We start from the raw sequence: 22856 nt of genomic DNA on the forward strand, positions 1-22856 counted from the left end.
GTCAGAACAGGGGGAACGTGGCACCGGGAGCCGGCTCCGGGCCCGGCGCAACAGCGGCCGGGTCAGCCGCATCATCAGCCACGGGCACCCATTGTGGCGTAAAGAAGGCCTGCACATCGGCCAGGCTGCGGGTGCGGCGGAAGGGTGGCAGTGAATCCAGGAAGACTCGGCCATAGCCGCGGTTGAGCAGGCGCGGATCGCACAGGACCAGCACGCCACGGTCGCTTTCGCTGCGGATCAGGCGACCGACCCCCTGCTTCAGTGCGATCACCGCCTGCGGCAACTGTTCGTCGCGGAACGGATTGCCGCCCTGGCTGCGGATCGCCTCCAGGCGTGCCTCATACACCGGATCGTCCGGTGCCGCGAACGGCAGCTTGTCGATCATCACCACGCTCAGCGCTTCGCCGACCACGTCCACGCCCTCGCGGAAGCTGGCCGAGCCCAGCAGCACGCCATTGCCCGATTCACGGAAGCGCTGCAGCAGCGTCGCGCGCGGTGCCTCACCCTGCACGAACAACGGCCATGGCCCGTCGCGCAGTGCCTCGGCCGCCTCGCGCAATGCACGGTGCGAGGCGAACAACAGGAATGCCCTGCCCTGCGATGCCTGCAGCACCGGCCGAAGGGTCTGGATCAGCGCGGTTCCGAAGCCCCGTGCGGCCGGATCAGGCAGGCCTTCCGGCAGGTAGCACAACGCCTGCTCGGGCCAGTTGAACGGACTCGGCTGGACCAGGGTATGCGGATCGTCCAGGCCCAAGCGCGTGGCGATGTGGTCGAATCCATTGCCCACGGTCAGCGTGGCCGAGGTGAAGATCCATGCCGCGCGGCTGCGCTCGCGGTGCTCGCGCAGCGGGCCGGACACATCCATCGGCGTGCGCTGGCAGCGGAAACCCCGCGGCGTGAGCTCGTACCAGAGCACATCGGCGGCACTGGCGTGGTCCGCCGGATCGGCATCGAAATCGAGAGCGGGTTCATCATCGCCCAGCCAGCGCTGCAACCGCGACACCGCCTCGCGCGCCCGCGCATGGCAGGCATCCAGGCCCGCCGCGGCTTCGCGCAGCGGCTGCAAGGCCTGCTCCAGCGTCACCAACCCCGCCATCACCGTATCGAAGCCGTCACGGACCTGTGGCATGGCCAGCGCACGCCACTGCGTACCCCGCGGCGGCAGCCCCTCCATCGCCGAACGCAACGCCAGCAACGCCTGTTGCAACTGGTCGACCGGCTCCTGCAGCGCCGATTGCGCGCCCCCTACGCCGCGCGCTTCAGCCAGGCAGTCGCGACCCAGTTCCTGCCATGGGCGCATGCCGAAACCTTCGCCGAAGAACTGCGCTGCCAGTTCGGGCAGCTGGTGTGCCTCGTCGATGACAAAGGCCTGCGCCCCCGGAAGCAACTCGCCGAAGCCGTCCTGTTTCAGTGCCAGATCGGCCAGCAGCAGGTGGTGGTTGACCACCACCACGTCGGCGGCCTGCGCACGCTGCCGTGCGCGCACCACGAAGCAGTCGTCCCAGAATGGGCAATCGGTGCCCAGGCAATTGTCGACAGTGGAGGTGACCATCGGCAGCAGCGGCGAGTCATCGGCCAGGCCCTCCAGTTCGGCGATGTCACCGAACTCCGAGCGGCCGGACCACGCCAGGATGCGCTGGAACTGCGCAGCCTGTTCGGGACTGGAAAACCGCGGCTCGCCCCGCGCCTGCTGCAGTCGGTAGCGGCACAGGTAGTTCGCGCGCCCCTTCAGCAGCGCGCTGCGCAGGCCGACGCCCAGCGCCTGGCGCACGCGCGGCAGATCGCGGTGGTAGAGCTGGTCCTGCAGCGCGCGGGTACCGGTGGAGATGATGGTGCGCAGCCCGGACAGCAGCACCGGCACCAGATAAGCGAAGGTCTTGCCGGTGCCGGTACCGGCCTCGGCCAGCAGCAGGTCCCGCTGCTGCAGCGCATCGGCAATGGCTGCGGTCAGGTGCAGCTGTGCCGGACGCGGGACGAAGGCATCCAGATGCGAGGCGAGCGCGCCGCCTTCGCTGAGGGCTTCGCGGCTGGCATGGACAAGGTCGGACATCAGAGGGAAAGGATACCCGGCCGGGCGCTGCCCGGCACCCGTTTCAAGCCAGAGCGCAGGCAAAGGCAACAGCAACAGCGTGGTTCATGGCTCTGGGTTGCTGCGTGTTTGGCGGGGCGGGAGGGGCAGGCAGGACACGCCGTAAACCCGTCCATGGGGGCTCGATGGCGCCATCCATGGCGCCAACGGTCCTGCCTGCCCCTCCCGCCCCGCCTTCGACAGTTTCCCGGTGACGGATGGACGTGCTTCGTGGCGTCGCGCTTGCTCGACTGATTCAGAAGCGGTGGGTGGAACGGAAACAAGAAGGGGTCGGATCCATTTTCCTGCGGAAAACGGATCCGACCCCACAACGAGTGCGCGCAGCGCGCGACCCGCTTTTGATTTTCTTTTTCTTTTCCGTGGCTGGCCGCACACGGAAATTGTCAGAGGTCGGGCGGGGTGGGTTCGCGGGGGTGTCCGCGGCATGGATGCCGCGGCCAAGCCCCCAGGGACGGGTTCACGGCGTCCCCCGCGAACCCACCCCGCCCGGCCAAGCGCGGCTTTTGCTTTACTCGGCCAAGCAGCCAGCCACGAGGGGCTGTGCCGTTGGCTGAAAACTCAGTAACGCTTGATCCCAGGCACCGTGCAACCTTCAATCTGCGCGTGCGCCGACACCGCATTCTCCTTCTCGCCCCGCGCCAGCCGCGACTGCTCGATCGTCGCCCAGTGCCGGCGGCACAGCGGCCCGGTCTTCGAGCCCAGATCCACGGCCTTGCGCGCGAACGTCTCCGCCTGTGCCCACTGCCCCTGCAGCAGCGCCAGTTCGGCACGCTCCTGCAGCACCGCCGGGTCACCGGCCACGATCTCCAGCGCATGGTCCAGGCTGCTGGCGGCACCGGCGAGGTCGTTGGCCTGGCGCTGCGCCTGTGCGGCCAGCCTCAGGTCTTCCACCTGCGAATCACGCAGCGGCTGCACCGACAGTTCCTTGTCGTCCGGACCCGCTGCAGCATCCACGGCCGCCAGGCGCTGCGCCGGCGTGGTGGTATCGACCGGCTTGACTACCGGCGGCGCGCTGCTCACGCAGGCGGCCAGGGCCAGGCTTAGACCGGTCAGGACCAGGGGCTGCAGCAGGGTTCGCATGTTCATCGGCATCATCGGCTCGGGGGAGAAGGGGTGGCGGCAGATTCGGCGGGTGCTTCCGGCTTGCGGTCCAGGCCGAACCAGCTTCGCCAGCCACCGCCCTCGCCTTCAGCCTCGCCCTGCCCCTCGGGCGACGCGGCCGGCGCGCACGGCGCATAGGCGGGCGCATAGCCCACCACGAACGGGAAACGACGCGCGCCGGGGCAGCCTTCATCGGTGCTGTTGAGACCGGTGGGAGCCACCGGCTGCCAATCCAGGCCCTTGTTGCTGACCCGCAATGGCGCACTCGGCAGGCGCTGGAAGATGCCCGACCAGACCCGCATCGCGCCAGTGGCGCCGTACAGGCCGGCCTGCTGGTTCTGATCGTTGCCGATCCAGATCACCGCCAGGTGATCGCCGGTGTAGCCGGCATACCAGCTGTCACGGCCATCGTTGGTGGTGCCGGTCTTGCCGGCTGGCTGCAGACGGCCGAGGCCATCAGCATTGAGCCGCTGCGCGGTACCGCTGGCGACGACCTGCTGCAGGCCGACACTGATCAGGTTGGCGGCAATCGAATCGCCTTCCTGTGCCGGTGCCGGCGTCTTGTCGTAGCGCTTGAGCAGCTTGCCCTGCGGATCGAGCACGCCGCGCACGGCGTGCAACGGCTGGATCTCACCACCGGACGCGAGGAACTGGTACAGCTGCGCCATCGCATACGGGCTCTGGTCGGTCGAGCCGAGGATCACCGCCGGATTGGCCTCGGCCTTGATGCCGGCCAGCACATGGATCAGCTGGGTCACGCGCTCGGGGCCGACCTGCATGCCCAAGCGCACCGTCGCCTGGTTGTACGAATGCGCCAGCGCATCGATCAGGCGCACCGTGCCGTGGCTGCGGTTGTCGGCGTTGCCGGGGCTCCAGTTGCGGCCGCGGCCGAGCTGCACCGTCACCGGCGAATCATCGACCCAGCTGGCCAGCGAGTAACGGTCCGGCTGCGCCAGGGCCAGCAGGTACACGAACGGCTTGAGCAGCGAACCGACCGGGCGCTGCGCCTCGATCGCACGATTGAAGCCGACCTCGGACACCTCACGGCTGCCGATCACCGCCAGCACGTCGCCGTTGTGCACGTCGGTCAGCACCATGCCGGCCTGCAGTTCAGGGCGACGCTGGCTTTCCAGCGACTTGATGGTGCGGGTCACCGCGCCTTCGGCATAGGCCTGCGCGGACGGCGACATGCCGGTCATCACGCTCAGGCCCGCGCCCTGCAGCGCAGATTCCGGATAGTCATGCGCAAGCTGCCGGCGGACCAGGTCGACGTAGGCGGGGAAGCGGTTGGCTGCCACCAGGCCCGGTGTCTTGGGCACGCCCAACGGAGCCTTCAGCGCGCGCTGGTACTCGGCATCGTCGATCAGCGTGGCCTCGTGCAGCTTGCCCAGCACGAAGTTGCGGCGATCCAGCGCGCGTTCCGGGTTGCGCCGCGGGTCGTAGAAGGACGGCCCCTTGACCAGGCCGATCAGCAGGGCGATCTGCTCGGTCTCCAGCGACTGCAGGTCACGCCCGAACCAGAATTCGGCGCCGGAGGACATGCCATGGATCGCCTGGCTGCCGCGCTGGCCCAGGTACACCTGGTTGAGATACGCCTCGAAAATGGTGCGCTTGTCGTAGCGCGCCTCCATGATCAGCGCGTACAGCACCTCATTGAACTTGCGGGTGAGCGTCTGCTCCTTGCCGATGCCGAGCAGGCCGCTGCGGGCCAGCTGCTGGGTGAGCGTCGAAGCGCCCTGGCGGCTCTGGCCACCGGAACGGATCGTCACCCACACCGCGCGCGCGATGCCGGACAGGTCGATGCCGTGGTGGCGGTTGAAGTCCTTGTCCTCCACCGCCTGCAGGCCGGTCACCAGCAGGTCCGGCGCCTCGTCCATGCGGATCAGGCGGCGTTCTTCCTGCTTCTGGCCGTACAGCGTGGCGATGCGCGCCGGATCCAGCCGCGCGGCCTTCAGTGCCTTGCGGCTGTCGGCGTCGCGCAGCGAGGCCACGCCGCCATCGGCCAGCGACAGCTCCACCCGGCGCGGGGCCACCCGGCCATCGACGTCGTTGTAGCCACGACTGGAGATCACAAAGCGACCGCCGTTCACCGCATAGGTGGCCGGCTCCTTGCCCTGACCGTCATCACGGTAGGCGGAGGCGGCCAGTTCGGTCTTCAGCGTGGGCGCATCCATCGCCTTGCCGGGGGTGAGCACCAGCGGCCGCGCATACACGCGCGTCGGAATCTGCCAGCGCAGCTCGCCGAAACGCTGGGTCACCTGCTGGTTCAGGTACAGCGTATAGGGAATGAGGAAACCCAATCCCAATGCGACCGCAGCCATGCTCCAGGTGATCAGCCGGCGCCGCCACAGCGGACCGCTGTCCTGCTGGTCGTCGTCGAAATCGTCGATGTCGTCGGAATCGTAGCGTCGGGGCACGGGAATGCGAGAATGTAGGGTCTGGCGAGTCTACCCCAGCCACTGCGGCTGGCGAATTCTCCCGGGTTCCCCTGCTTAAGCTGGAGTTGCAACCGGATGGCGATGTCCCTGGCCGAGATCCGATACCTGATCAACCGCCTGTCGGGCCTGGCCCGCCGGAGCCTGGCAAGCCTGCGCACCCGCGGGTGGCGGGCCACCTGGCAGCGCATCCGCGTGCACACCCAGCGCGCCGTTCCCGCGCCGCGCACGCCCCTGTTCCTGCCGCCAGCACAGGCTTTCGCCCCCTTCACGGTGCCGTTCAGCGAGTCGCCGGAGGTGAGCATCGTCATCCCGGTCTACAACCATGTCGGCCACACCCTGGCCTGCCTCCGCGCCCTGGCGGCACACCCGCCCGCAGCCGCGTGCGAGATCCTGGTGGTGGATGACGGCAGCAGCGACGCCACCGCGCAGTGGATGCCGCAGGTGGCGGGGTTGCGTTATGAGGTGCGTGCCCACAACGGCGGCTTCATCGAAGCCTGCAACGACGGTGTATCGCGCGCACGCGGCCGCTACGTGGTGCTGCTCAACAACGATACGGTGCCGCAGCCGGGCTGGCTCGACGCTCTGCTGGACACCTTCGGCAGCGTCCCCGACGCCGGCCTGGTCGGCAGCCAGCTGCTGTATCCCGATGGCCGCCTGCAGGAATCGGGCGGAGTGATCTTCGCCGATGGCAGTGGCTGGAGCTATGGCCGCTTCGAGGCCGCTGACGACCCGCGCTTTGCCAGCCTGCGCGACGTCGACTACTGCTCCGGTGCGGCGCTGATGCTGCCGCGTGCCCTCTGGCAGCAGCTGGACGGCTTCGATACCCGCTACAAGCCGGCGTACTACGAGGACACCGACCTGGCCTTCCGCGTGCGTGCACAGGGCCTGCGCGTGCTGGTGCAGCCGGCAAGCCGGGTGATCCACGACGAAGGCACCAGCAACGGCACGGACACCGGCAGCGGGGTGAAGGCCTACCAGGTGCGCAACCAGGCCGTCTTCGCCGCTCGCTGGGCCACCGAGCTGGCCTGCCATCCGGCGGTCGGCGCAGTGCCGTCGCCAGCGCTGCTGCTGCGCGGCCGGCGCCAGGTGCTGATCCTGGACGAGGAAGTACCGCAGCCCGATCGCGATTCCGGGTCGCTGCGCCAGGTCAATCTGATCCGCCTGCTGCTGCAGGGCGGGGCCCATGTGGTGTTCGTACCGACCCGGCGCGAGCATGCCGGCGCGGCGACCGAGGCGCTGCAGCGGATGGGCGTGGAAGTCTGGTACGCGCCCTTCCTGGACGGCGTGGCCGGCTGGCTGCGCAGCCATGGGTCGCGTTTCGACGTGGCGATGCTGGTGCGCCACCACGTCGCCCATGAGTGCCTGCCCCTGCTCAAGCGCTATGCGCCGCAGGCACGAACCGTGTTCGACACGGTCGACCTGCACTACCTGCGCGAACGCCGCGGTGCCGAAGTGGCGGGTGATGCGGCTCTGCTGCGCGCAGCAGAACGCACCCGCAGCAGTGAGCTGGCGGTGATGGAGCAGTGCGACATCACCGTACTGGTCAGTGCGGCCGAACGGGAGCAGCTGCAGGCCGATGCGCCGCGGGTACGGGTGGAACTGATTTCCAACCTGCACGAGGTTGCCGGCGCCGGCGCCGTCTACGAGCAACGACACGATCTGGTGTTTGTCGGTGGCTTCCGCCATCCGCCGAACCTGGACGGCATGGAGTGGTTCATCGGCGAGGTCTTCGCCCACATCCGCGCCCGGCTGCCGGAGGTACGCCTGCACTGCATCGGCGCCGCGGCGCCGGAATCGTTGCTGGCACTGGCCGCACGCCACCCCGGCGTGCAGATGCACGGCTTCGTCGAAGACATCACGCCCTACATGGACGGCGCGCGCATTGCCATCGCACCGCTGCGGTTCGGTGCCGGCGTGAAAGGCAAGATCAACCTGAGCATGGCCCATGGCCAGCCGGTGGTCGGTACCACCTGCGCCGTGGAAGGCATGCACCTGCATCCCGGCCAGGACGTGCTGGTGGCCGATGACGCTGCCGGTTTCGCCGATGCGGTGGTCCGCCTGTACCAGGACCCGCAGCTGTGGCAGCAGTTGTCCGATGCCGGCCTGGCCAACGTCGCCGAACATTTCTCACTCGAAGCCGCCCGTGCGACCGTGCAGCGGGTGTTCTTCGCCTAGTCCACCCGTCCACCGGCGCGGCGCAGGCGATCTTCAAACGCCGGCAGTTCGGCCAGATCCGGCTGCAGCAACCGCGCCTGTTCGGCGGCATGCGCGGCGAAGGCCAGGTCACCGTTACCGAGCCGCTCGCTGCCGATCGCCAGCCAGCGCTGGGCCAACCGCAGCCGCGCCGAAGGCAGTCCGGCTGCGGTCGGTGACAGCGTCTGCCAGGCCTGCAGGCAGGCGCCTGCCGCCTGCACGCGGTTCTGCCGCAGATTGTCGTCGAAGCAGCGTCGGCTGGCGGGCAGCAAGCGTGCGGCGGCTGCCTTCACCCGCGCATCGCGGGGAGCCAGCGACTGGGCTTCGCGCAACGCGTCGAACGCGCTGTGCCCGGGTGGGCTGATCCACTGCCCCGCACGCTCGGCACGTTCGATCTTCCGCAGGTGGTCGCGCAGCTGGCGTTCGCGCTGCGCCGTGCTGACCGCGGGCTGCTGCAGAGCCCGCTGCGCCTGCTGCGCGCGCTGCAGGCGCTGCGCCAGTTGTTGCCGGACTGCCTGCGAAGCCCCCAGCTCCGCCGCCAGGGCCGCATCACGTTGCGCCGCATCGAACTGGAAGTCGTCGGCGGACTTCTGGCTGCGTGCAACCACTGCCTGCAGGGTCTGCTCACGCCCGCGCTGCGCATTGGAATCATCGGCGGCCACCACCAGCACCGCCTGGAAACCCTTGGCCGCAGCTTCCAGCTGCTGCCGTCGCAACGCACGCTGCGCCTGCCGAAGGCGCCGGTCGGCCGCGCGCGCGAGGGCCTCCTCGCTCGCCGGCAGATCGGCATGACCGGCATCGAACTGACGGGCACGACGCAGGAGCGCGGCCGCCTCGGCCAACTCCCCTCGCTCCGCCAGCGTGCGTGCCTGCAGCAGCAGGTCGCTCAGCGCATCTTCGCGCCCTTCCAGCGCCGGCAGGTTGTCCGGCTGCAGGGCCAGGATGCGCTGGAACAAGGGCAACGCACTGCTGTCGCCGTCATCCAGGCGTCCGGCCGCGAACGCGTTACGCGCCTGCGCCAACAACGCACCAATACCGGCTCCGGCGCTGCGTCGCGCCTGCAACTGGCGGGCGACCGCATCGGCGTCGCCCTGCGGCACCTGCAGCTCACGGGCCAGTGCCAGGGCCTGCGCGCTGCCGTCCAGGTCATCCGCCTGCAGGCGATCGCGCGCCTGTTGCAGCGCTGCCGTGCCGGTATTGGCCAGGCCCTGGCGCGCCTGCGGGCGATCACCGTCCAGCGCCAGCGCCGCCTGGTAGCGCTCGCGCGCACCACTGCCATCGGCATCGCTCAGGCGCCCAGCCGCCAATGCACGATCCCCCTCGGCCAGCAGCTGTTCGATCTGCGGCTCATCCCAGAACCAGTCTGCCAACGGCTTGCGCAGCAGGACCAGCAGCACGAACACGGCCAGCGCTGCGAGCAGCGCCCAGCGCCAGATCCGGCGCGCATGGCGCGCCTGCAGCCACCACCAACGCCCCTCGCGACGGACGCGGTCCAGCGCAGGATGTTCAGCGCCATGCGGGCGATGCGGGGGCTCGCGTTCCATGCGTGCAGGGTAGCCGGGGCAGCGTGAAGCTCAGCCGAGGCGACGCGCCTCGCTCACGCCCGGCAGCGCATCGAGCTTGCCCAGCAGCGTCGACAACTGCCCGTAGTCACTGACCTTCAGGCGCAGCCGCAGATGGGCACGGCCACTGTTGCGCACGTTGTCACTGTGGATGTCGAGCACGTAGGCGTCTTCCTGGGCGATCAGGTTGGTGATGTCCTTCAGCAGCCAGCGGCGATCGACCGCATCGACCACGACGTCCACCTCGTAGCCGCCCCCGGCCTGGCCCCACTCCACCGGCAGGATGCGCTGCGGGCTGCTGGCCGCCAGCCGGGCCAGCGCGGCGCAGTCTGCACGATGCACGGTGACACCCCGGCTACGGGTCAGGTAGCCGACGATCGGCTCGCCGGCCACCGGCTGGCAGCAGCGTGCCAGCTGCACCAGCAGGTTGCCCACGCCCTGCACGGTGAACTTGGACTTGCCCAGGTTCTCGCGGCGCGCGGTCGGCCGCGGCAGGGCCGGTGCGGGTGCGGGCTGGCTGGCAGCGCGCTCCGCCTCCAGCAGCGCACGGCTGACCTGGTTCGGGCCGGTATCGCCCAGCGCCACCTGGATGTACAGGTCATCGACGCTGTCGGCATGGAACTTCTTCGCCGCCACGGCCAGGTCCGCGTGCTGCAGGCCCAGCCGCTTCAGCTCGCGCTCGAGCAGTTCGCGACCGGCCTGCACGTTGCGCGCGCGGTCCAGCTTGTGGAACCAGCTGCGCACCTTCTCGCGCGAGCGGTTGCTGGCCAGGAAGCCGTTGGCCGGCATCAGCCAGTCGCGGCGCGGATCGGCCTCCTTGCCGGTCAGGATCTCGACGCGGTCGCCGCTGCGCAGGCGGTAGGTCAGCGGCACGATGCGGCCGTTGACCTTGGCGCCGCGGCAGCGGTGCCCGACCATGGTGTGCACCTGGTAGGCGAAATCGAGCGGCGTAGCGCCCTGCGGCAGGTCCAGCACCTCGTCCTTCGGGCTCAGCGCATAGACCCGGTCCTCGGTCAGCTCGGCATCAAGCGCCCCGGCCAGTTCATTGCCCTGCCCGTCCTGCGCCTGTTCCAGCAACTGGCGCATCCAGGTGATCTTGCGGTCGAAGGACTTCTCGGCGCCCTTGCCACCTTCCTTGTACTTCCAGTGCGCGGCCACGCCCAGCTCGGCCTGCGAGTGCATTTCATGGGTGCGGATCTGCACTTCGATGGTGCGACCTTCCGGGCCGACCACAGCGGTATGCAGCGAGCGATAGTCGTTGGCCTTCGGGCGTGCGATGTAATCATCGAACTCGCTCGGCACCGGCGCCCACAGCGCGTGCACCACGCCCAACGCGGCATAACAGGCGGCAACATCGTCGACCATCACGCGCACCGCACGGATGTCATACAGCTGGTCGAAGGCCAGCCGCTTCTTCTGCATCTTCCGCCAGATGCTGTAGATGTGCTTCGGGCGGCCGCTGACTTCGGCCTTGATGCCCTGGGCGACCAGCTCGCGCGACAGCACCTTCTTGACGTTCTCGACGTAACGCTCGCGGGCGATGCGGGTTTCATCCACCTCGCGGGCGATGCGGCGGTAGGTTTCCGGTTCCAGGTGGCGGAACGCCAGGTCCTCCAGCTCCCACTTCAGCTGCCAGATGCCCAGCCGGTTGGCCAGGGGCGCGTGGATGTCGCGGGTCAGCTGGGCCAGCGCGCGGCGTTGCTCGTCGTCCAGCTTGTCGGCCGCGCGCATCCGTGCCAGCTGCCGCGCCAGCAGGATCGGCACCACGCGCAGGTCGCGGATGATCGCCAGCAGCAGCCGGCGCAGGCCCTCACTGTTGCGCCCCGCCTCACGGCCGGCATGCAGCGCCCACACCGGATCGGCCGCATCCTGGCCATCGAGCAGGCCGACCACCGCCGCCTTGTGGTTGCCCAGCGGCAGCTGGTCCAGGCTGGCGCGCAGGCCCGGCAGGTCGAACAGCAATGCGGCCACCACCGCGCCTTCGTCGGCCGAGAGCATCGCCAGCGCATCGAGGGTATCGCCCAGCACCGACCAGGTGGCACGCATCTGCTGGTCGCAATCCGGCGCTTCCCAATGCTCACGCAGGGCCTGGCGCAGCGGAGCAGGCAGCACCGCTGCCGAGGGACGGTTCAACAAGGCATCCAGGCCAGGGACGGAAGCGCGGTTCACAGCATCGAGCAGGCAAGACAGAGACCCCTACACTAGCGCCGGCGCCGTTCAGGGACAATCACTGCAGCCACCATCACCCGGCATGAAGACATGCCGCTACACTCGCCCACACACCCAGGAGAGACCCGCCATGCCTTCGATTGCCCCGCGCGTCCGTCCACGGCTGCTGGCCTGTGCCGCCGTGCTGCTGTCCCTGTCCGCGCCTGCGCTGGCCCAGCGCGTGGTGGAGGGCGACCTGCAGCAGCAGATGTCGCCCTCCGAGTTCAAGGCCGCCGGCCTGGACAAGCTCAGTGCCGGTGAACTGGCCACGCTCAACCGCTGGCTGCAGGGCAAGGTCGAGGCGGCCACCACCCAGGCCGTCGCCGCAGCGCGCGAAGAAGGCCGCCAGGAAGTGATCAAGAAGAACCGCGGCTTCCTGGACTTCGGCAGCAGCGAACCGATCGAAAGCAACCTGCAGGGCGAATTCCGTGGATTCGACCAGGGCCGCCGCTACGTGCTGCAGAACGGCCAGGAGTGGGAGCAGATAGACGCCACGCACTATTCCGGTGGCCGCAAGGACGCCCCGGGCGTCAGCATGCGCCCAGGGGTGATGGGCGCCTGGTATATGAAGGTGGACGGGGTGAACGTGCAGCCGAAGGTTCGCCGCACCAAGTAACGCCCGGGCATTCCGGCCGTGCCGGCTCCCTGCCCGGCCGGCCACGGTCGCCCGGCGGGGCGACCGTGGCGCGCTCAGGCCTGGCGCAATGCAGTCACGCGCTGCGCCAGCTTCTTCGCCGAGATACCAGAGCGTGCACCCAGCTCCTGCGCGAACAGCGATACCCGCAGTTCTTCCAGATCCCAGCGCAGCGCCTGCCATTGCGGGCGATCACGCAGTCCCTGCTGCTCGCCCGCCTCCAGCGCTTCCAGGAACGGATGCAGTTCCAGCATGCGCGCCTGGTCGCGCGGCGGATCACGCTTGGCACGCTCGGTGCGCAGGATCATCGCCTTCAGGTAGCGCGGGTACTGCGCCAGCGCATCGGCCGGCGTATCGCGCAGGAACCCGGGGTGGATCAGGCCGGCGAGCTGCGCTTCCATATCGTCCAGGTTGCCGCGCGCCCAGCCCATCAACGGCGCTTCCAGCATCGGCTTCAGCTCCGCTACCAGCGCCAGGATGGATTCGGCCAGCTTCAGCCGCGACATGGCCTCGCCGAACAGGCCCTTGGCGGCATGCTCGCGGCGCTGCTCGAAGGCCGCCGCATCACGGATGTCTTCCAGGCCCTCGGCCAGCACCGCGTTCATCGCTGCATCGACCAGGTCACCACGCAGGCGCTCCTGCGATTCGATCGCGGCATACAACAGGCCGGTCTTGGCGCCGACCGGCAACTGCTTGCGTGCCTGCTTCACCTTCTCGGCCAGGGCGATCTCCAGCAGGCGGCGCACGCCCAGCGGATGGGCCTCCTGCGCCTGCTGGCGATCGGCGAAGATGCGCAGCGCCACGCTGTCGCCCTCGTCCAGCAGCGCCGGATAGGCCGGCACGCCGGCTTCACCGGGCACCTGCAGCGGAATCGGCGTGGCCGGGAACGTGCGCAGGCCGTCAGCCGCCATCTCGCGCCCGGCACGCGCGGCGAAGGCATCGCCAGCACGGCCACCGAATTTCGCGCGCAGCGCTTCCAGATCACGCGAGGTGGCCAGCACCTTGCCCTGTTCGTCGCGCAGCCGCAGGTTCATGTGCAGGTGTGGCTCGATCGAACCCGGCTCGAAATCCAGTGCGGTCACCGTCGCGCCGGTCGCACGTGACAGGAAACGCGCCAGCTCGCCGGTGATGGCATCGGCGCTGGGCTGCGGGAAGGCCTCGTAGAACGCGCGACCGAAGTCCGGCGCCGGCACGTAGTTGCGGCGCATCGCCTTGGGCAGGCTGCGGATCAGTGCCGAGGCCTTGTCGGCGACAAAGCCCGGCGCCAGCCAGCCCAGCTGCACCGGATCCAAAGCGTTGAGCAGGTGCAGTGGCACGTCCAGGGTGACGCCATCGTCGTCGGCCCCCGGTTCGAAGCGGTAGTGCAGCGGCAAGCGCGCCTGGCCCAGCGCCAGGTACTTCGGATAGCGCTCCTGTTCGCTGCCCTCACCGGGCAACAGGTCTGCCAACGACCAGTGCAGCGCCTTGCGCTGTTCCGGCGCCAGCCCTTTCCACCAGCTATCCAGTCCCGCCGCCGAGTGGATCTGCGGCGGCACCCGGTCCAGGTACCAGCGTGCCTGCCAGTCTTCGTCGGCAACGATGCCGGCGCGGCGCAGCTTGGCTTCTTCCTCGCGCGCGACCTCCAGCACTTTCTGGTTGTCGGCGACGAAACTGGCGCGGGTATTGATCTCGCCGGTCACCAGTGCCTGGCGCACGAAGATGTCATGCGCCTCGCCCGGCGCGATGCGGCCGTAATGGACCGGTTTCTTCGGTGCCAGCACCAGGCCGAACAGGCTGATCTGCTCGGACGCCAGCACCTGGCCCTGCGCGCGCGACCAGTGCGGGTCGAAGTGCTTGCGCAGCAGCAGGTGCGGCAGTTCGGCGATCACCCAGTCCGGCTCGATCGCGGCCAGGGTCATGCCCCATACCTTCTGCGTATCCAGCAGGTTGGCCACCAGCAGCCACGGCGGTGGCCGCTTGGCCAGCGCCGAACCGGGGAACGGCAGGAAGCGGCGCTGGCGTGGTGCCTGGAAATCGCCCTTCTCGGTGCGGTGGCCGATCTGCGTCGGCAGGCCCGCCACCAGCGCCCGGTGCAGGGTCTGGTAGGCAGCAGCGCGTACACGTTCGCTGAAGCCGCCGCCGGCGGGCGCCTGTTCCTTCTGCGCGCGCACGGCCACCGGTGCCGGTGCGGCCTCGGCCTTGCCTTCGCGGGCCAGGCGCGCGGCACGATGCAACTGGCCGCGGGTGGCCTTTACTGCGGCCGCGTCATCGCGCGCCGGTGCCGGCGCACTGCTGCCGGCCAGCAACGGTGCCATCGACGCCTCGCTGGCCTCTTCCTTCCAGCCCAGCTCCTCGCACAGCAGCCGCAGCTGGCGATGCAGCTCTCGCCATTCGCGCATGCGCAGGAACCCGAGGAAATGACGGCCGCACCAGTCGCGCAGCTTGGACTGGGTCAGGTCCTCATGGGCCTGCCGGTAGGCATCCCACAGGCGCAGCACGCCGACGAACTCGGAGCGGCCATCGGCGAACTGCGCATGCGCGCTGTCGGCCGCACCGCGTGCTTCCGGCGGGCGTTCGCGCGGGTCCTGGATGCCCAGGAACGAGGCGATCACCAGCATCGGCCGCAGGCAACCGGCGGCCTGCGCGGCGACCAGCATGCGCGCCAGCTTCACGTCCACCGGCAGGCGCGCCATCTGCTTGCCGATGGTGGTCATGCGCCGCTCGGCATCGATCGCGCCCAGCTCGGTCAGCTGCTGCCAGCCATCGGCCACCGCGCGCTCGTCCGGCGCCTCCAGGAACGGGAACTCCTCGATGCGGCCCAGGCCCAGCTGCAGCATGCGCAGGATCACGCCGGCCAGGCTGGAGCGCCGGATTTCCGGATCGGTGAACTCGGGCCGCGCCTGGAAATCCGCCTCGGCGTACAGGCGGTAGCAGATGCCTTCGGCGATACGGCCGCAGCGACCCTTGCGCTGGTTGGCGCTGGCCTGCGAGATCGGCTCGATGTGCAGGCGATCCAGCTTGTTGCGCGGGCTGTAGCGCTTGACGCGGGCGAAGCCCGGATCGACCACGTAGCGGATGCGTGGCACCGTCAGCGAGGTCTCGGCCACGTTGGTGGCCAGCACGATACGCCGGTTCGGCCCGGGGTTGAACACCCGGTCCTGGTCCTGGTTGGACAGGCGCGCGTACAGCGGCAGCACCTCGGTATTGCGGTACTTGCGTCGTTCCAGCGACTGGTGCGCATCGCGGATCTCGCGCTCGCCCGGCAGGAAGATCAGCACGTCGCCGCGCGCATCCAGACGGGTGATCTCGTCGATGGCCGACACGATGGCGTCATTGACGGTGCGCTCGCCCTGGTCTTCGCCCTCGCCTTCCAGCGCCCGGTAGCGCACTTCCACCGGGTAGGTGCGGCCTTCGACGCTGATCACCGGCGCATTGTCGAAATGCTGGGCGAAGCGTTCGGTGTCGATGGTGGCCGAAGTGACGATCAGCTTCAGGTCCGGGCGCTTGCGCAGCAGCTGCTTCAGGTAGCCCAGCAGGAAGTCGATATTGAGGCTGCGTTCGTGTGCCTCGTCGACGATGATCGTGTCGTAGTTCGACAACCAGCGGTCGCTGGCGATCTCCGCCAGCAGGATGCCGTCGGTCATGAACTTGATGCGGCTGTCATCGCTGACCTTGTCATTGAAGCGCACCTGGTAGCCCACCAGCTGGCCCAGTTCGCTCTGCAGTTCCTGCGCCACGCGGCTGGCCACCGCACGTGCGGCGATCCGTCGCGGCTGCGTGCAGCCGATCATGCCAGCCTGCCCACGGCCTGCGGCCAGGCACAGTTTCGGCAGCTGGGTGGTCTTGCCCGAACCGGTTTCACCGGCGATCACCACCACCTGGTGGTCGCGGATCAGTTTGATGATCGCGTCGGCTTCACGCGCAATCGGCAGCTGCGGGTCCAGAGTAATGGACGGCTGCTGTTGCGCCCGCACCTGCCGGCGCTGCACCGACGCCTGCAAGGCCTGCTCGAAAGTAGCGGCCAGTGCCGAATCCTGCGGCTTGGCCTGGCAACGCGAGAGCATTCCCAGCAAACGGCCCCGGTCGCGGCTCATGGCGCCATCGATGGCGGCGCGCTGTTGGCGCAGGCGGGGCGATGGATTTTTATCGATAGAGTTCATCAATCGGTTCGTTCAAAACTTTGAAAGCGACCAGTCATCACGACCGGTTTATTGTGAAGGCCAACGATTCCACAAGGAGGAACCCCATGGCGAAGACCAAGAGCACGACCAAGGCCAAGACCGGCAAGCAGAAGCTTGCAGCGGCGGCACCGTCGGCGCCGAACATCGATATCGGGATCACCCAGGGCGACCGCAAGAAGATCGCCGACGGTCTGTCGCGCTTCCAGGCCGATGCGTTCACGCTCTACCTGAAGACGCACAACTTCCACTGGAACGTGACCGGGTCGATGTTCAACTCGCTGCACACCATGTTCGAGACGCAGTACACCGAGCAGTGGGCGGCACTGGACGATGTGGCCGAGCGCATCCGCGCGCTGGGCTTCAATGCCCCGGGCTCCTACCGGGAATTCGCTGCGCTGACCTCGATCGTCGAGGAACCGGGCCTGACCGACAGTGCGGACTGGCGTGAAATGGTACGCCAGTTGGTGGTCGCCAACGAAGCGGTCTGCCGTACGGCACGTGAAGTCCTGGACGTGGCGGCCAAGGGGGACGACGCCCCGACCGAGGATCTGATGACCCAGCGGCTGCAGACCCACGAGAAATACGCCTGGATGCTGCGCTCGCTGTTGCAGTAAGGGTTGGGGGCGGTTCGGCAGGGCTGCGCCCTGCACCCGCAGAGGCAACGGCAACGGCAACAGCCGGAGCAGAAGCGGGTTTCCTGTGGGTTGGCGGGGTAGGTCCGGTTGCGGGGGACGCCGTGAATACGTCCATGTAGGCTCGGTCGCCGCATCCATGCGGCTCACTGATCTGGCCCCCCGCAACCGGACCCACCCCGCCTTCGACAGTTTTCCGCGATCTGCCAGCAAAGCCATTGGGGTCAGATCCGTTTTCCGCAGGAAAACGGGATCTGACCCCATTTTGTTTGTCGATATCTGACAGATTTCATCCACGCATGGCGTGGATGGCCCAACCGTCACCGGGAAACCGTCGAAGGCGGGGCGGTGTGGGCTTGCAGGACCGTTGGCGCCATGGATGGCGCCATCGAGCCCCCAGGGGTGAGGGCGCTTTGCTTGCGAAGCACTGCTTCGCAAGCGCCCGAACGCACAGCCGCCAGCGGCTGGGCCGGTCTGGGGGTTTACGGCGTCCCCGCAATCCGACACCGCCCCACCAAACAACGGATCACCCCAGAGCCGGCTGTTGCCTTTGACGTTGCCCTGGCTTGAACGCTTCTGCAGGTGCAGGGCGCAGCCCTGCCGACTCCCCCGCCGGGGTAAACTAAGCGGATGGCTTCCCGTCCCGCGCACGACCTGCTCCAACGCGTCTTTGGTTACGACGATTTCCGTGGTCCGCAGCAGGACATCGTGGAGCATGTGGCTGCCGGTCACGACGCCCTGGTGCTGATGCCCACCGGCGGCGGCAAATCGCTGTGCTACCAGGTCCCGGCCCTGCTGCGTGACGGTTGCGGCATCGTCATCTCGCCGCTGATCGCGCTGATGCAGGACCAGGTCGAAGCCCTGCGCCAGCTGGGCGTGCGTGCCGAGTACCTGAATTCAACCCTGGATGCCGAGACCGCCGGCCGCGTCGAGCGCGAGCTGCTCGCCGGCGAACTGGACATGCTCTATGTCGCCCCCGAGCGGCTGCTGACCGGGCGTTTCCTGTCGCTGCTGTCGCGCAGCCAGATCGCCCTGTTCGCCATCGACGAGGCGCACTGCGTGTCGCAGTGGGGCCATGACTTCCGCCCCGAATATCGCCAGTTGACCGTGCTGCACGAGCGTTGGCCGCAGATCCCGCGGATCGCGCTGACCGCCACCGCCGATCCGCCGACCCAGCGCGAGATCGCCGAGCGCCTCGATCTGCAGGAAGCGCGCCATTTTGTCAGCTCCTTCGACCGTCCCAACATCCGTTACACCGTGGTGCAGAAGGACAACGCCCGCAAGCAGCTGACCGACTTCCTGCGCGGCCACCGTGGCGAGGCCGGCATCGTCTACTGCATGTCGCGGCGCAAGGTCGAGGAGACCGCTGAATTCCTCTGCGGCCAGGGCTTCAACGCTCTGCCCTACCACGCCGGCCTGCCGCCGGAAGTGCGCGCCAGCAACCAGCGCCGCTTCCTGCGCGAGGACGGCATCGTGATGTGTGCCACCATCGCCTTCGGCATGGGCATCGACAAGCCGGACGTGCGCTTCGTCGCGCATACCGACTTGCCCAAGTCGATGGAGGGCTACTACCAGGAAACCGGCCGCGCAGGCCGCGATGGCGAAGCCGCCGAGGCCTGGCTGTGCTACGGCCTGGGTGATGTGGTACTGCTCAAGCAGATGATCGAGCAGTCCGAGGCGGGCGAAGAGCGCAAGCAGCTGGAGCGGGCCAAGCTCGACCATCTGCTGGGCTACTGCGAATCGATGCAGTGCCGCCGCCAGGTACTGCTGGCCGGCTTCGGTGAGACCTATCCGCAGCCCTGCGGCAACTGCGACAACTGCCTGACCCCACCGGCCTCGTGGGACGCGACCATACCGGCACAGAAGGCGCTGAGCTGCGTCTACCGCAGCGGCCAGCGCTTCGGTGTCGGCCACCTGATCGACATCCTGCGCGGCAGCGAGAACGAGAAGGTGAGGCAGCAGGGCCACGACAAGCTGAGCACTTATGCCATCGGCCGCGATCTGGATGCACGCACCTGGCGCAGCGTGTTCCGCCAGCTGGTCGCCGCCAGCCTGCTGGAAGTGGACAGCGAGGGCCACGGCGGCCTGCGCCTGACCGACGCCAGCCGCGACGTGCTGACCGGCCGCCGCCAGATCAGCATGCGCCGCGACCCGGCCAGCAGCAGCAGCGGACGCGAGCGCAGTGCGCAGCGCACCGGCCTGTCGGTGCTGCCGCAGGACCTGGCCCTGTTCAACGCGCTGCGCGGCCTGCGTGCCGAACTGGCCCGCGAGCAGAACGTGCCGGCCTTCGTGATCTTCCACGACAGCACCCTGCGCAACATCGCCGAACAGCGCCCGACCAGCCTGGACGAACTGGCCCGGGTCGGTGGCATCGGCGGCACCAAGCTGAGCCGCTACGGCCCGCGCCTGGTCGAGATCGTGCGCGAAGAGGGGTAAGCCGGGCTCCTGTAGAGCCGAGCCGGCGCTCGGCTGCCATTGCCGCAGAAGCAGCCGAGCGCCGGCTCGGCTCTGCATTGGTGCGGCTCTGCATTGGTGCGGCTCCAACCTTGAACCGGCCATTCAGCCGGAAGTGCATCCGCGCCCGCTTGCGGCTAGATTAGCGTCATGTCCCTGGCCTCGACCCTGCTGCGTGTCGTGCTCATGCTCAGCCTGTTGCTCAACGGGCTGAACGCGGCCATGGCCAGTGGTCATGAAGAAATGGGGCGGATGGCACACGCCGTCGCGGCCGCAGCAGCTGGCGGTGACGCCGACTGCCACCACCACGCCGGCATGCAGGCCGACCCGGCCCCGCAGGCCCAGGCCCCGGCCCACGACGCCCACTGCCAGATCAAGGACTGCGTGCGCAGCTGTGCCCAGCACCCGTTGCTGGTTGTGCAGCCGTTGCCGTACCTGGCGGGCCCCGGCCTGTCGCTGGCCCCGCAGCCGATGCCGGCCACCGGCCGGCCGGCGCCGCCGCTGCCGCCGATCTCACGCCCTCCCATCGGCTGATTCCACACGCAGCGTGCGCGCTGCGCACCGGAGCCGGCGGCCTGCCGGCGTCTTTCCGTGTCTGGAGTCATCCTCATGAATACCCGTAATCCCCCCGGCCCGGGCGCCCTGCCCATGCCGTCGCGCCGCCTGTTCGTGCAGGGCCTCGCCGCCGGTGGCGTGGTCGCCGGCATTGCTGCCGTCGGCGTGCCGCAGCGCGCGCTTGCCGCAGCCACTGCCACCCCACGCCTGGCCGGCGCTCCGGCCGTGCTCAGCGATACCCGCATCGAACTGGCCATCGGCGAATCGCTGGCCAATTTCACCGGCCGCACCCGACCGGCGATCACCGTCAACGGCTCGCTGCCGGCGCCGATCCTGCGCTGGCGCGAAGGCCAGTCCGTGGACCTGTTCGTGCGCAACACACTGGCCCGCCACCCGACCTCGATCCATTGGCACGGCATCCTGCTGCCTGCGAACATGGACGGTGTCCCGGGGCTGAGCTTCAATGGGATCGGCCCCGGTGAGGCCTACCACTACCACTTCGAACTGAAGCAGTCGGGAACCTACTGGTACCACAGCCACTCGATGTTCCAGGAGCAGGCCGGCCTGTACGGTGCGCTGATCATCGACCCGGCCGAGCCAGCGCCGTACCGGCACGACCGCGAGCACGTGATCATGCTGTCGGACTGGACCGACATGGATCCGGGCGCGCTGTTCCGGCGCATGAAGAAGCTCGCCGAGCATGACAACTACTACAAGCGCACCCTGCCCGACTTCCTGCGTGACGTGAAGCGCGACGGTTGGTCGGCCGCGTTGTCCGACCGTGGCATGTGGGGGCGGATGCGGATGACGCCCACCGACATCTCCGATATCAACGCGCATACCTACACCTACCTGATGAACGGCACCGCCCCGGCCGGCAACTGGACCGGGCTGTTCCGCAGCGGCGAGAAAGTGCTGCTGCGCTTCATCAACGGCGCCTCGATGACCTACTTCGACGTGCGCATTCCCGGCCTGAAGATGACCGTGGTCGCCGCCGACGGCCAGTACATCCATCCGGTCAGCATCGACGAGTTCCGCATCGCGCCGGCCGAAACCTACGACGTGCTGGTGGAACCGACCGGGCAGGACGCGTTCACCATCTTCTGCCAGGACATGGGCCGTACCGGCTTTGCCGCCGGCACGCTGGCGGTCCGCCATGGCCTGCAGGCACCGATTCCCGCGCGCGACCCACGCCCGTTGCTGACGATGAGCGACATGGGGCACGACATGGGTAGTGGTGACCATGGTGGCCACGACATGGCCGCGATGAAGGGCATGGAAGGCGGCTGCGGCGCCAGCATGGGCCACGGCCCGCACGGCGGCGGCGATGCCGCCAGCAGGGCACCGAAGCACCCGGCCAGCGAGCGCAACAACCCGCTGGTGGACATGCAGAGCTCGGCCACCGAACCGAAGCTGGACGATCCCGGCATCGGTCTGCGCGACAACGGCCGCCAGGTACTCACCTACGGCGCGATGCGCAGCCTGTTCGAGGATCCCGATGGCCGCGAGCCGAGCCGCGAGATCGAGCTGCACCTGACCGGGCACATGGAGAAGTTCTCCTGGTCGTTCGACGGCATTCCATTCGCCAGCGCCGAACCGCTGCGACTGAACTACGGCGAGCGCATGCGCATCGTATTGGTCAACGACACCATGATGCAGCACCCGATCCACCTGCACGGCGTGTGGAGCGATCTGGAGAACGCGCAGGGCGAATTCCAGCTGCGCAAGCACACCATCGACATGCCGCCGGGCACCCGCCGCAGTTACCGCGTGCGTGCCGATGCGCTCGGTCGCTGGGCCTACCACTGCCATCTGCTGTACCACATGGAAGCGGGCATGATGCGCGAAGTGAGGATCGAAGAATGAGCCGCTCACTGCTTTCCCCCAGCCTGCTGGCCCTGGGCCTGGCTGCCGCACTGCCGGTGTTCGCACAATCGCATGCCGGGCATGACATGGGCGCGATGGCGCCGCCGGCGAAGACCGCAACGACACCGGCCGATCATTCGACGATGGACCATTCAACAATGGACCACGCAGCGATGGGGCACGGCGCGCCCGCACCAACCGAACCGCGCGACCCCATCCCGGTGCCCACCGATGCCGACCGCGCCGCGGCCTTCCCGCCGATCGCCCATGGCGCGATGGAGCATGCGCCGGAAATCAACAGCCTGCTGCTGATCGACCGGCTTGAGCATTGGGACGGCAAGGACAGCAACGGACAGGCCTGGGAGGCCACCGGCTGGGTCGGTGGCAACATCAACCGCCTGTGGCTGCGCACCGATGGCGAACGCAGCCGCGGCCGTACGGAATCGTCGTCACTGGAAGCACTGTATGGTCGCAGCGTATCGCCGTGGTGGGACGTGCTGGTCGGCGTGCGCCAGGACTTCCGGCCGGCCGACTCGCGTACCTGGGCGGCCATCGGCATCCAGGGCCTTGCACCGTACAAATTCGAGAGCTCGGCGACGCTGTACATGGGCTCCGGTGGCCAGGTGCTGGCCAAGGCCGAGGTCGAGTACGACGTGCTGCTGACCAACCGCCTGATCCTGCAGCCGCTGCTGGAAGCCACCGTCGCAGCCAAGGATGAACCGGAGTACGGCATCGGCCGCGGCCTGAACAAGGTGGAAGCCGGGCTGCGCCTGCGTTATGAGTTCAGCCGCCGTTTCGCGCCGTACATCGGCATCAGCCACGAGCGCACGTTTGGCGACACCGCCGACTATGCTGGCGACCACGCACGCGACACGCGCTGGGTGGCGGGCGTGCGCATGTGGTTCTGAGCAGCGGTTCGTGAGCAATGGCCAGCCCCGGCAGCCGCCGGGGCCGGCTACACTGC

General features: G+C 68.5%; 13 protein-coding genes. 7 read left to right on the forward strand and 6 right to left on the reverse strand.

Going from position 1 to position 22856, the window contains the following annotated elements:
- Position 1 precedes the first annotated feature (1 nt).
- From ACMGRF_RS13385 to mrcB, 3 genes are all read right to left on the reverse strand, one after another.
- Positions 2–2050: an ATP-dependent DNA helicase gene (locus ACMGRF_RS13385; protein ID WP_262223387.1), complete on the reverse strand. Its 2049-nt coding sequence runs from the start codon at positions 2048–2050 to the stop codon at positions 2–4.
- Between the two features lie 597 nt (positions 2051–2647).
- Positions 2648–3184, reverse strand: a complete 537-nt coding sequence (locus ACMGRF_RS13390) for a hypothetical protein (RefSeq protein WP_049414191.1) — start codon at positions 3182–3184, stop codon at positions 2648–2650.
- Positions 3181–5607: a penicillin-binding protein 1B gene (mrcB, locus tag ACMGRF_RS13395; protein WP_414485276.1), complete on the reverse strand. Its 2427-nt coding sequence runs from the start codon at positions 5605–5607 to the stop codon at positions 3181–3183. The genes ACMGRF_RS13390 and mrcB overlap by 4 nt, the downstream gene beginning before the upstream one ends.
- A 96-nt stretch (positions 5608–5703) precedes the next feature.
- On the opposite strand from mrcB, the gene ACMGRF_RS13400 reads away from it, so the two are divergent.
- Positions 5704–7803 carry a glycosyltransferase gene (locus ACMGRF_RS13400; protein WP_049414186.1) on the forward strand — a complete coding sequence of 700 codons (2100 nt, stop codon included), beginning with the start codon at positions 5704–5706 and terminating at the stop codon, positions 7801–7803.
- Here ACMGRF_RS13400 and ACMGRF_RS13405 read toward each other — a convergent pair.
- Together ACMGRF_RS13405 and ACMGRF_RS13410 are read right to left on the reverse strand one after the other, a co-directional pair.
- Positions 7800–9365 (reverse strand): hypothetical protein, encoded by a 1566-nt coding sequence (locus tag ACMGRF_RS13405; RefSeq protein WP_414485277.1) that lies wholly within the window; start codon positions 9363–9365, stop codon positions 7800–7802. The two genes, ACMGRF_RS13400 and ACMGRF_RS13405, sit on opposite strands and share 4 nt — an antisense overlap.
- Before the next feature lie 30 nt (positions 9366–9395).
- On the reverse strand, positions 9396–11552 hold the full coding sequence (locus tag ACMGRF_RS13410; RefSeq protein WP_049439524.1) for a RelA/SpoT family protein: 2157 nt from the start codon (positions 11550–11552) through the stop codon (positions 9396–9398).
- Positions 11553–11682: 130 nt separating this feature from the next.
- Here ACMGRF_RS13410 and ACMGRF_RS13415 point away from each other — a divergent pair, with 130 nt between their 5' ends.
- Positions 11683–12207: a hypothetical protein gene (locus tag ACMGRF_RS13415; RefSeq protein WP_049414182.1), complete on the forward strand. Its 525-nt coding sequence runs from the start codon at positions 11683–11685 to the stop codon at positions 12205–12207.
- Between the two features lie 74 nt (positions 12208–12281).
- On the opposite strand, the gene hrpA is transcribed toward ACMGRF_RS13415, so the two are convergent.
- Positions 12282–16364, reverse strand: coding sequence for an ATP-dependent RNA helicase HrpA (hrpA, locus tag ACMGRF_RS13420; RefSeq protein ID WP_414485278.1), 4083 nt, complete (start codon positions 16362–16364; stop codon positions 12282–12284).
- Positions 16365–16450: 86 nt separating this feature from the next.
- On the opposite strand from hrpA, the gene ACMGRF_RS13425 reads away from it, so the two are divergent.
- The 5 genes from ACMGRF_RS13425 (at position 16451) to ACMGRF_RS13445 (ending at position 22800) form a co-directional block, all read left to right on the forward strand.
- A complete protein-coding gene (locus tag ACMGRF_RS13425; protein ID WP_005418469.1) occupies positions 16451–16999 on the forward strand; it encodes a Dps family protein in 549 nt (182 codons plus the stop codon).
- A gap of 648 nt (positions 17000–17647) precedes the next feature.
- The gene (gene recQ, locus ACMGRF_RS13430; RefSeq protein ID WP_049441274.1) at positions 17648–19453 is read left to right on the forward strand and encodes a DNA helicase RecQ; all 1806 of its coding nucleotides are present in this window, start codon (positions 17648–17650) and stop codon (positions 19451–19453) included.
- A 168-nt stretch (positions 19454–19621) separates the two neighbouring features.
- A complete protein-coding gene (locus ACMGRF_RS13435; RefSeq protein ID WP_049413350.1) occupies positions 19622–20005 on the forward strand; it encodes a CopL family metal-binding regulatory protein in 384 nt (127 codons plus the stop codon).
- A gap of 75 nt (positions 20006–20080) precedes the next feature.
- Positions 20081–21892, forward strand: a complete 1812-nt coding sequence (locus ACMGRF_RS13440; RefSeq protein WP_414485279.1) for a copper resistance system multicopper oxidase — start codon at positions 20081–20083, stop codon at positions 21890–21892.
- The gene (locus ACMGRF_RS13445) at positions 21889–22800 is read left to right on the forward strand and encodes a copper resistance protein B (RefSeq protein WP_414485280.1); all 912 of its coding nucleotides are present in this window, start codon (positions 21889–21891) and stop codon (positions 22798–22800) included. The genes ACMGRF_RS13440 and ACMGRF_RS13445 overlap by 4 nt, the downstream gene beginning before the upstream one ends.
- Positions 22801–22856: the final 56 nt, after the last annotated feature.

The sequence above is a fragment of the Stenotrophomonas sp. EMP41 genome, assembly GCF_047495535.1.
GTDB lineage: Bacteria > Pseudomonadota > Gammaproteobacteria > Xanthomonadales > Xanthomonadaceae > Stenotrophomonas > Stenotrophomonas sepilia.

Excerpts from the sequence above, each read along its gene's own strand:
- ACMGRF_RS13385 (WP_262223387.1), bottom strand. The coding sequence starts at position 2,050 with ATGTCCGACCTTGTCCATGCCAGCCGCGAAGCCCTCAGCGAAGGCGGC.
- ACMGRF_RS13425 (WP_005418469.1), top strand. The coding sequence starts at position 16,451 with ATGGCGAAGACCAAGAGCACGACCAAGGCCAAGACCGGCAAGCAGAAG.
- ACMGRF_RS13445 (WP_414485280.1), top strand. The coding sequence starts at position 21,889 with ATGAGCCGCTCACTGCTTTCCCCCAGCCTGCTGGCCCTGGGCCTGGCT.
- ACMGRF_RS13440 (WP_414485279.1), top strand. The coding sequence starts at position 20,081 with ATGAATACCCGTAATCCCCCCGGCCCGGGCGCCCTGCCCATGCCGTCG.
- ACMGRF_RS13400 (WP_049414186.1), top strand. The coding sequence starts at position 5,704 with ATGGCGATGTCCCTGGCCGAGATCCGATACCTGATCAACCGCCTGTCG.
- ACMGRF_RS13405 (WP_414485277.1), bottom strand. The coding sequence starts at position 9,365 with ATGGAACGCGAGCCCCCGCATCGCCCGCATGGCGCTGAACATCCTGCG.
- ACMGRF_RS13415 (WP_049414182.1), top strand. The coding sequence starts at position 11,683 with ATGCCTTCGATTGCCCCGCGCGTCCGTCCACGGCTGCTGGCCTGTGCC.
- ACMGRF_RS13435 (WP_049413350.1), top strand. The coding sequence starts at position 19,622 with ATGTCCCTGGCCTCGACCCTGCTGCGTGTCGTGCTCATGCTCAGCCTG.
- ACMGRF_RS13390 (WP_049414191.1), bottom strand. The coding sequence starts at position 3,184 with ATGATGCCGATGAACATGCGAACCCTGCTGCAGCCCCTGGTCCTGACC.
- recQ (WP_049441274.1), top strand. The coding sequence starts at position 17,648 with ATGGCTTCCCGTCCCGCGCACGACCTGCTCCAACGCGTCTTTGGTTAC.
- hrpA (WP_414485278.1), bottom strand. The coding sequence starts at position 16,364 with ATGAACTCTATCGATAAAAATCCATCGCCCCGCCTGCGCCAACAGCGC.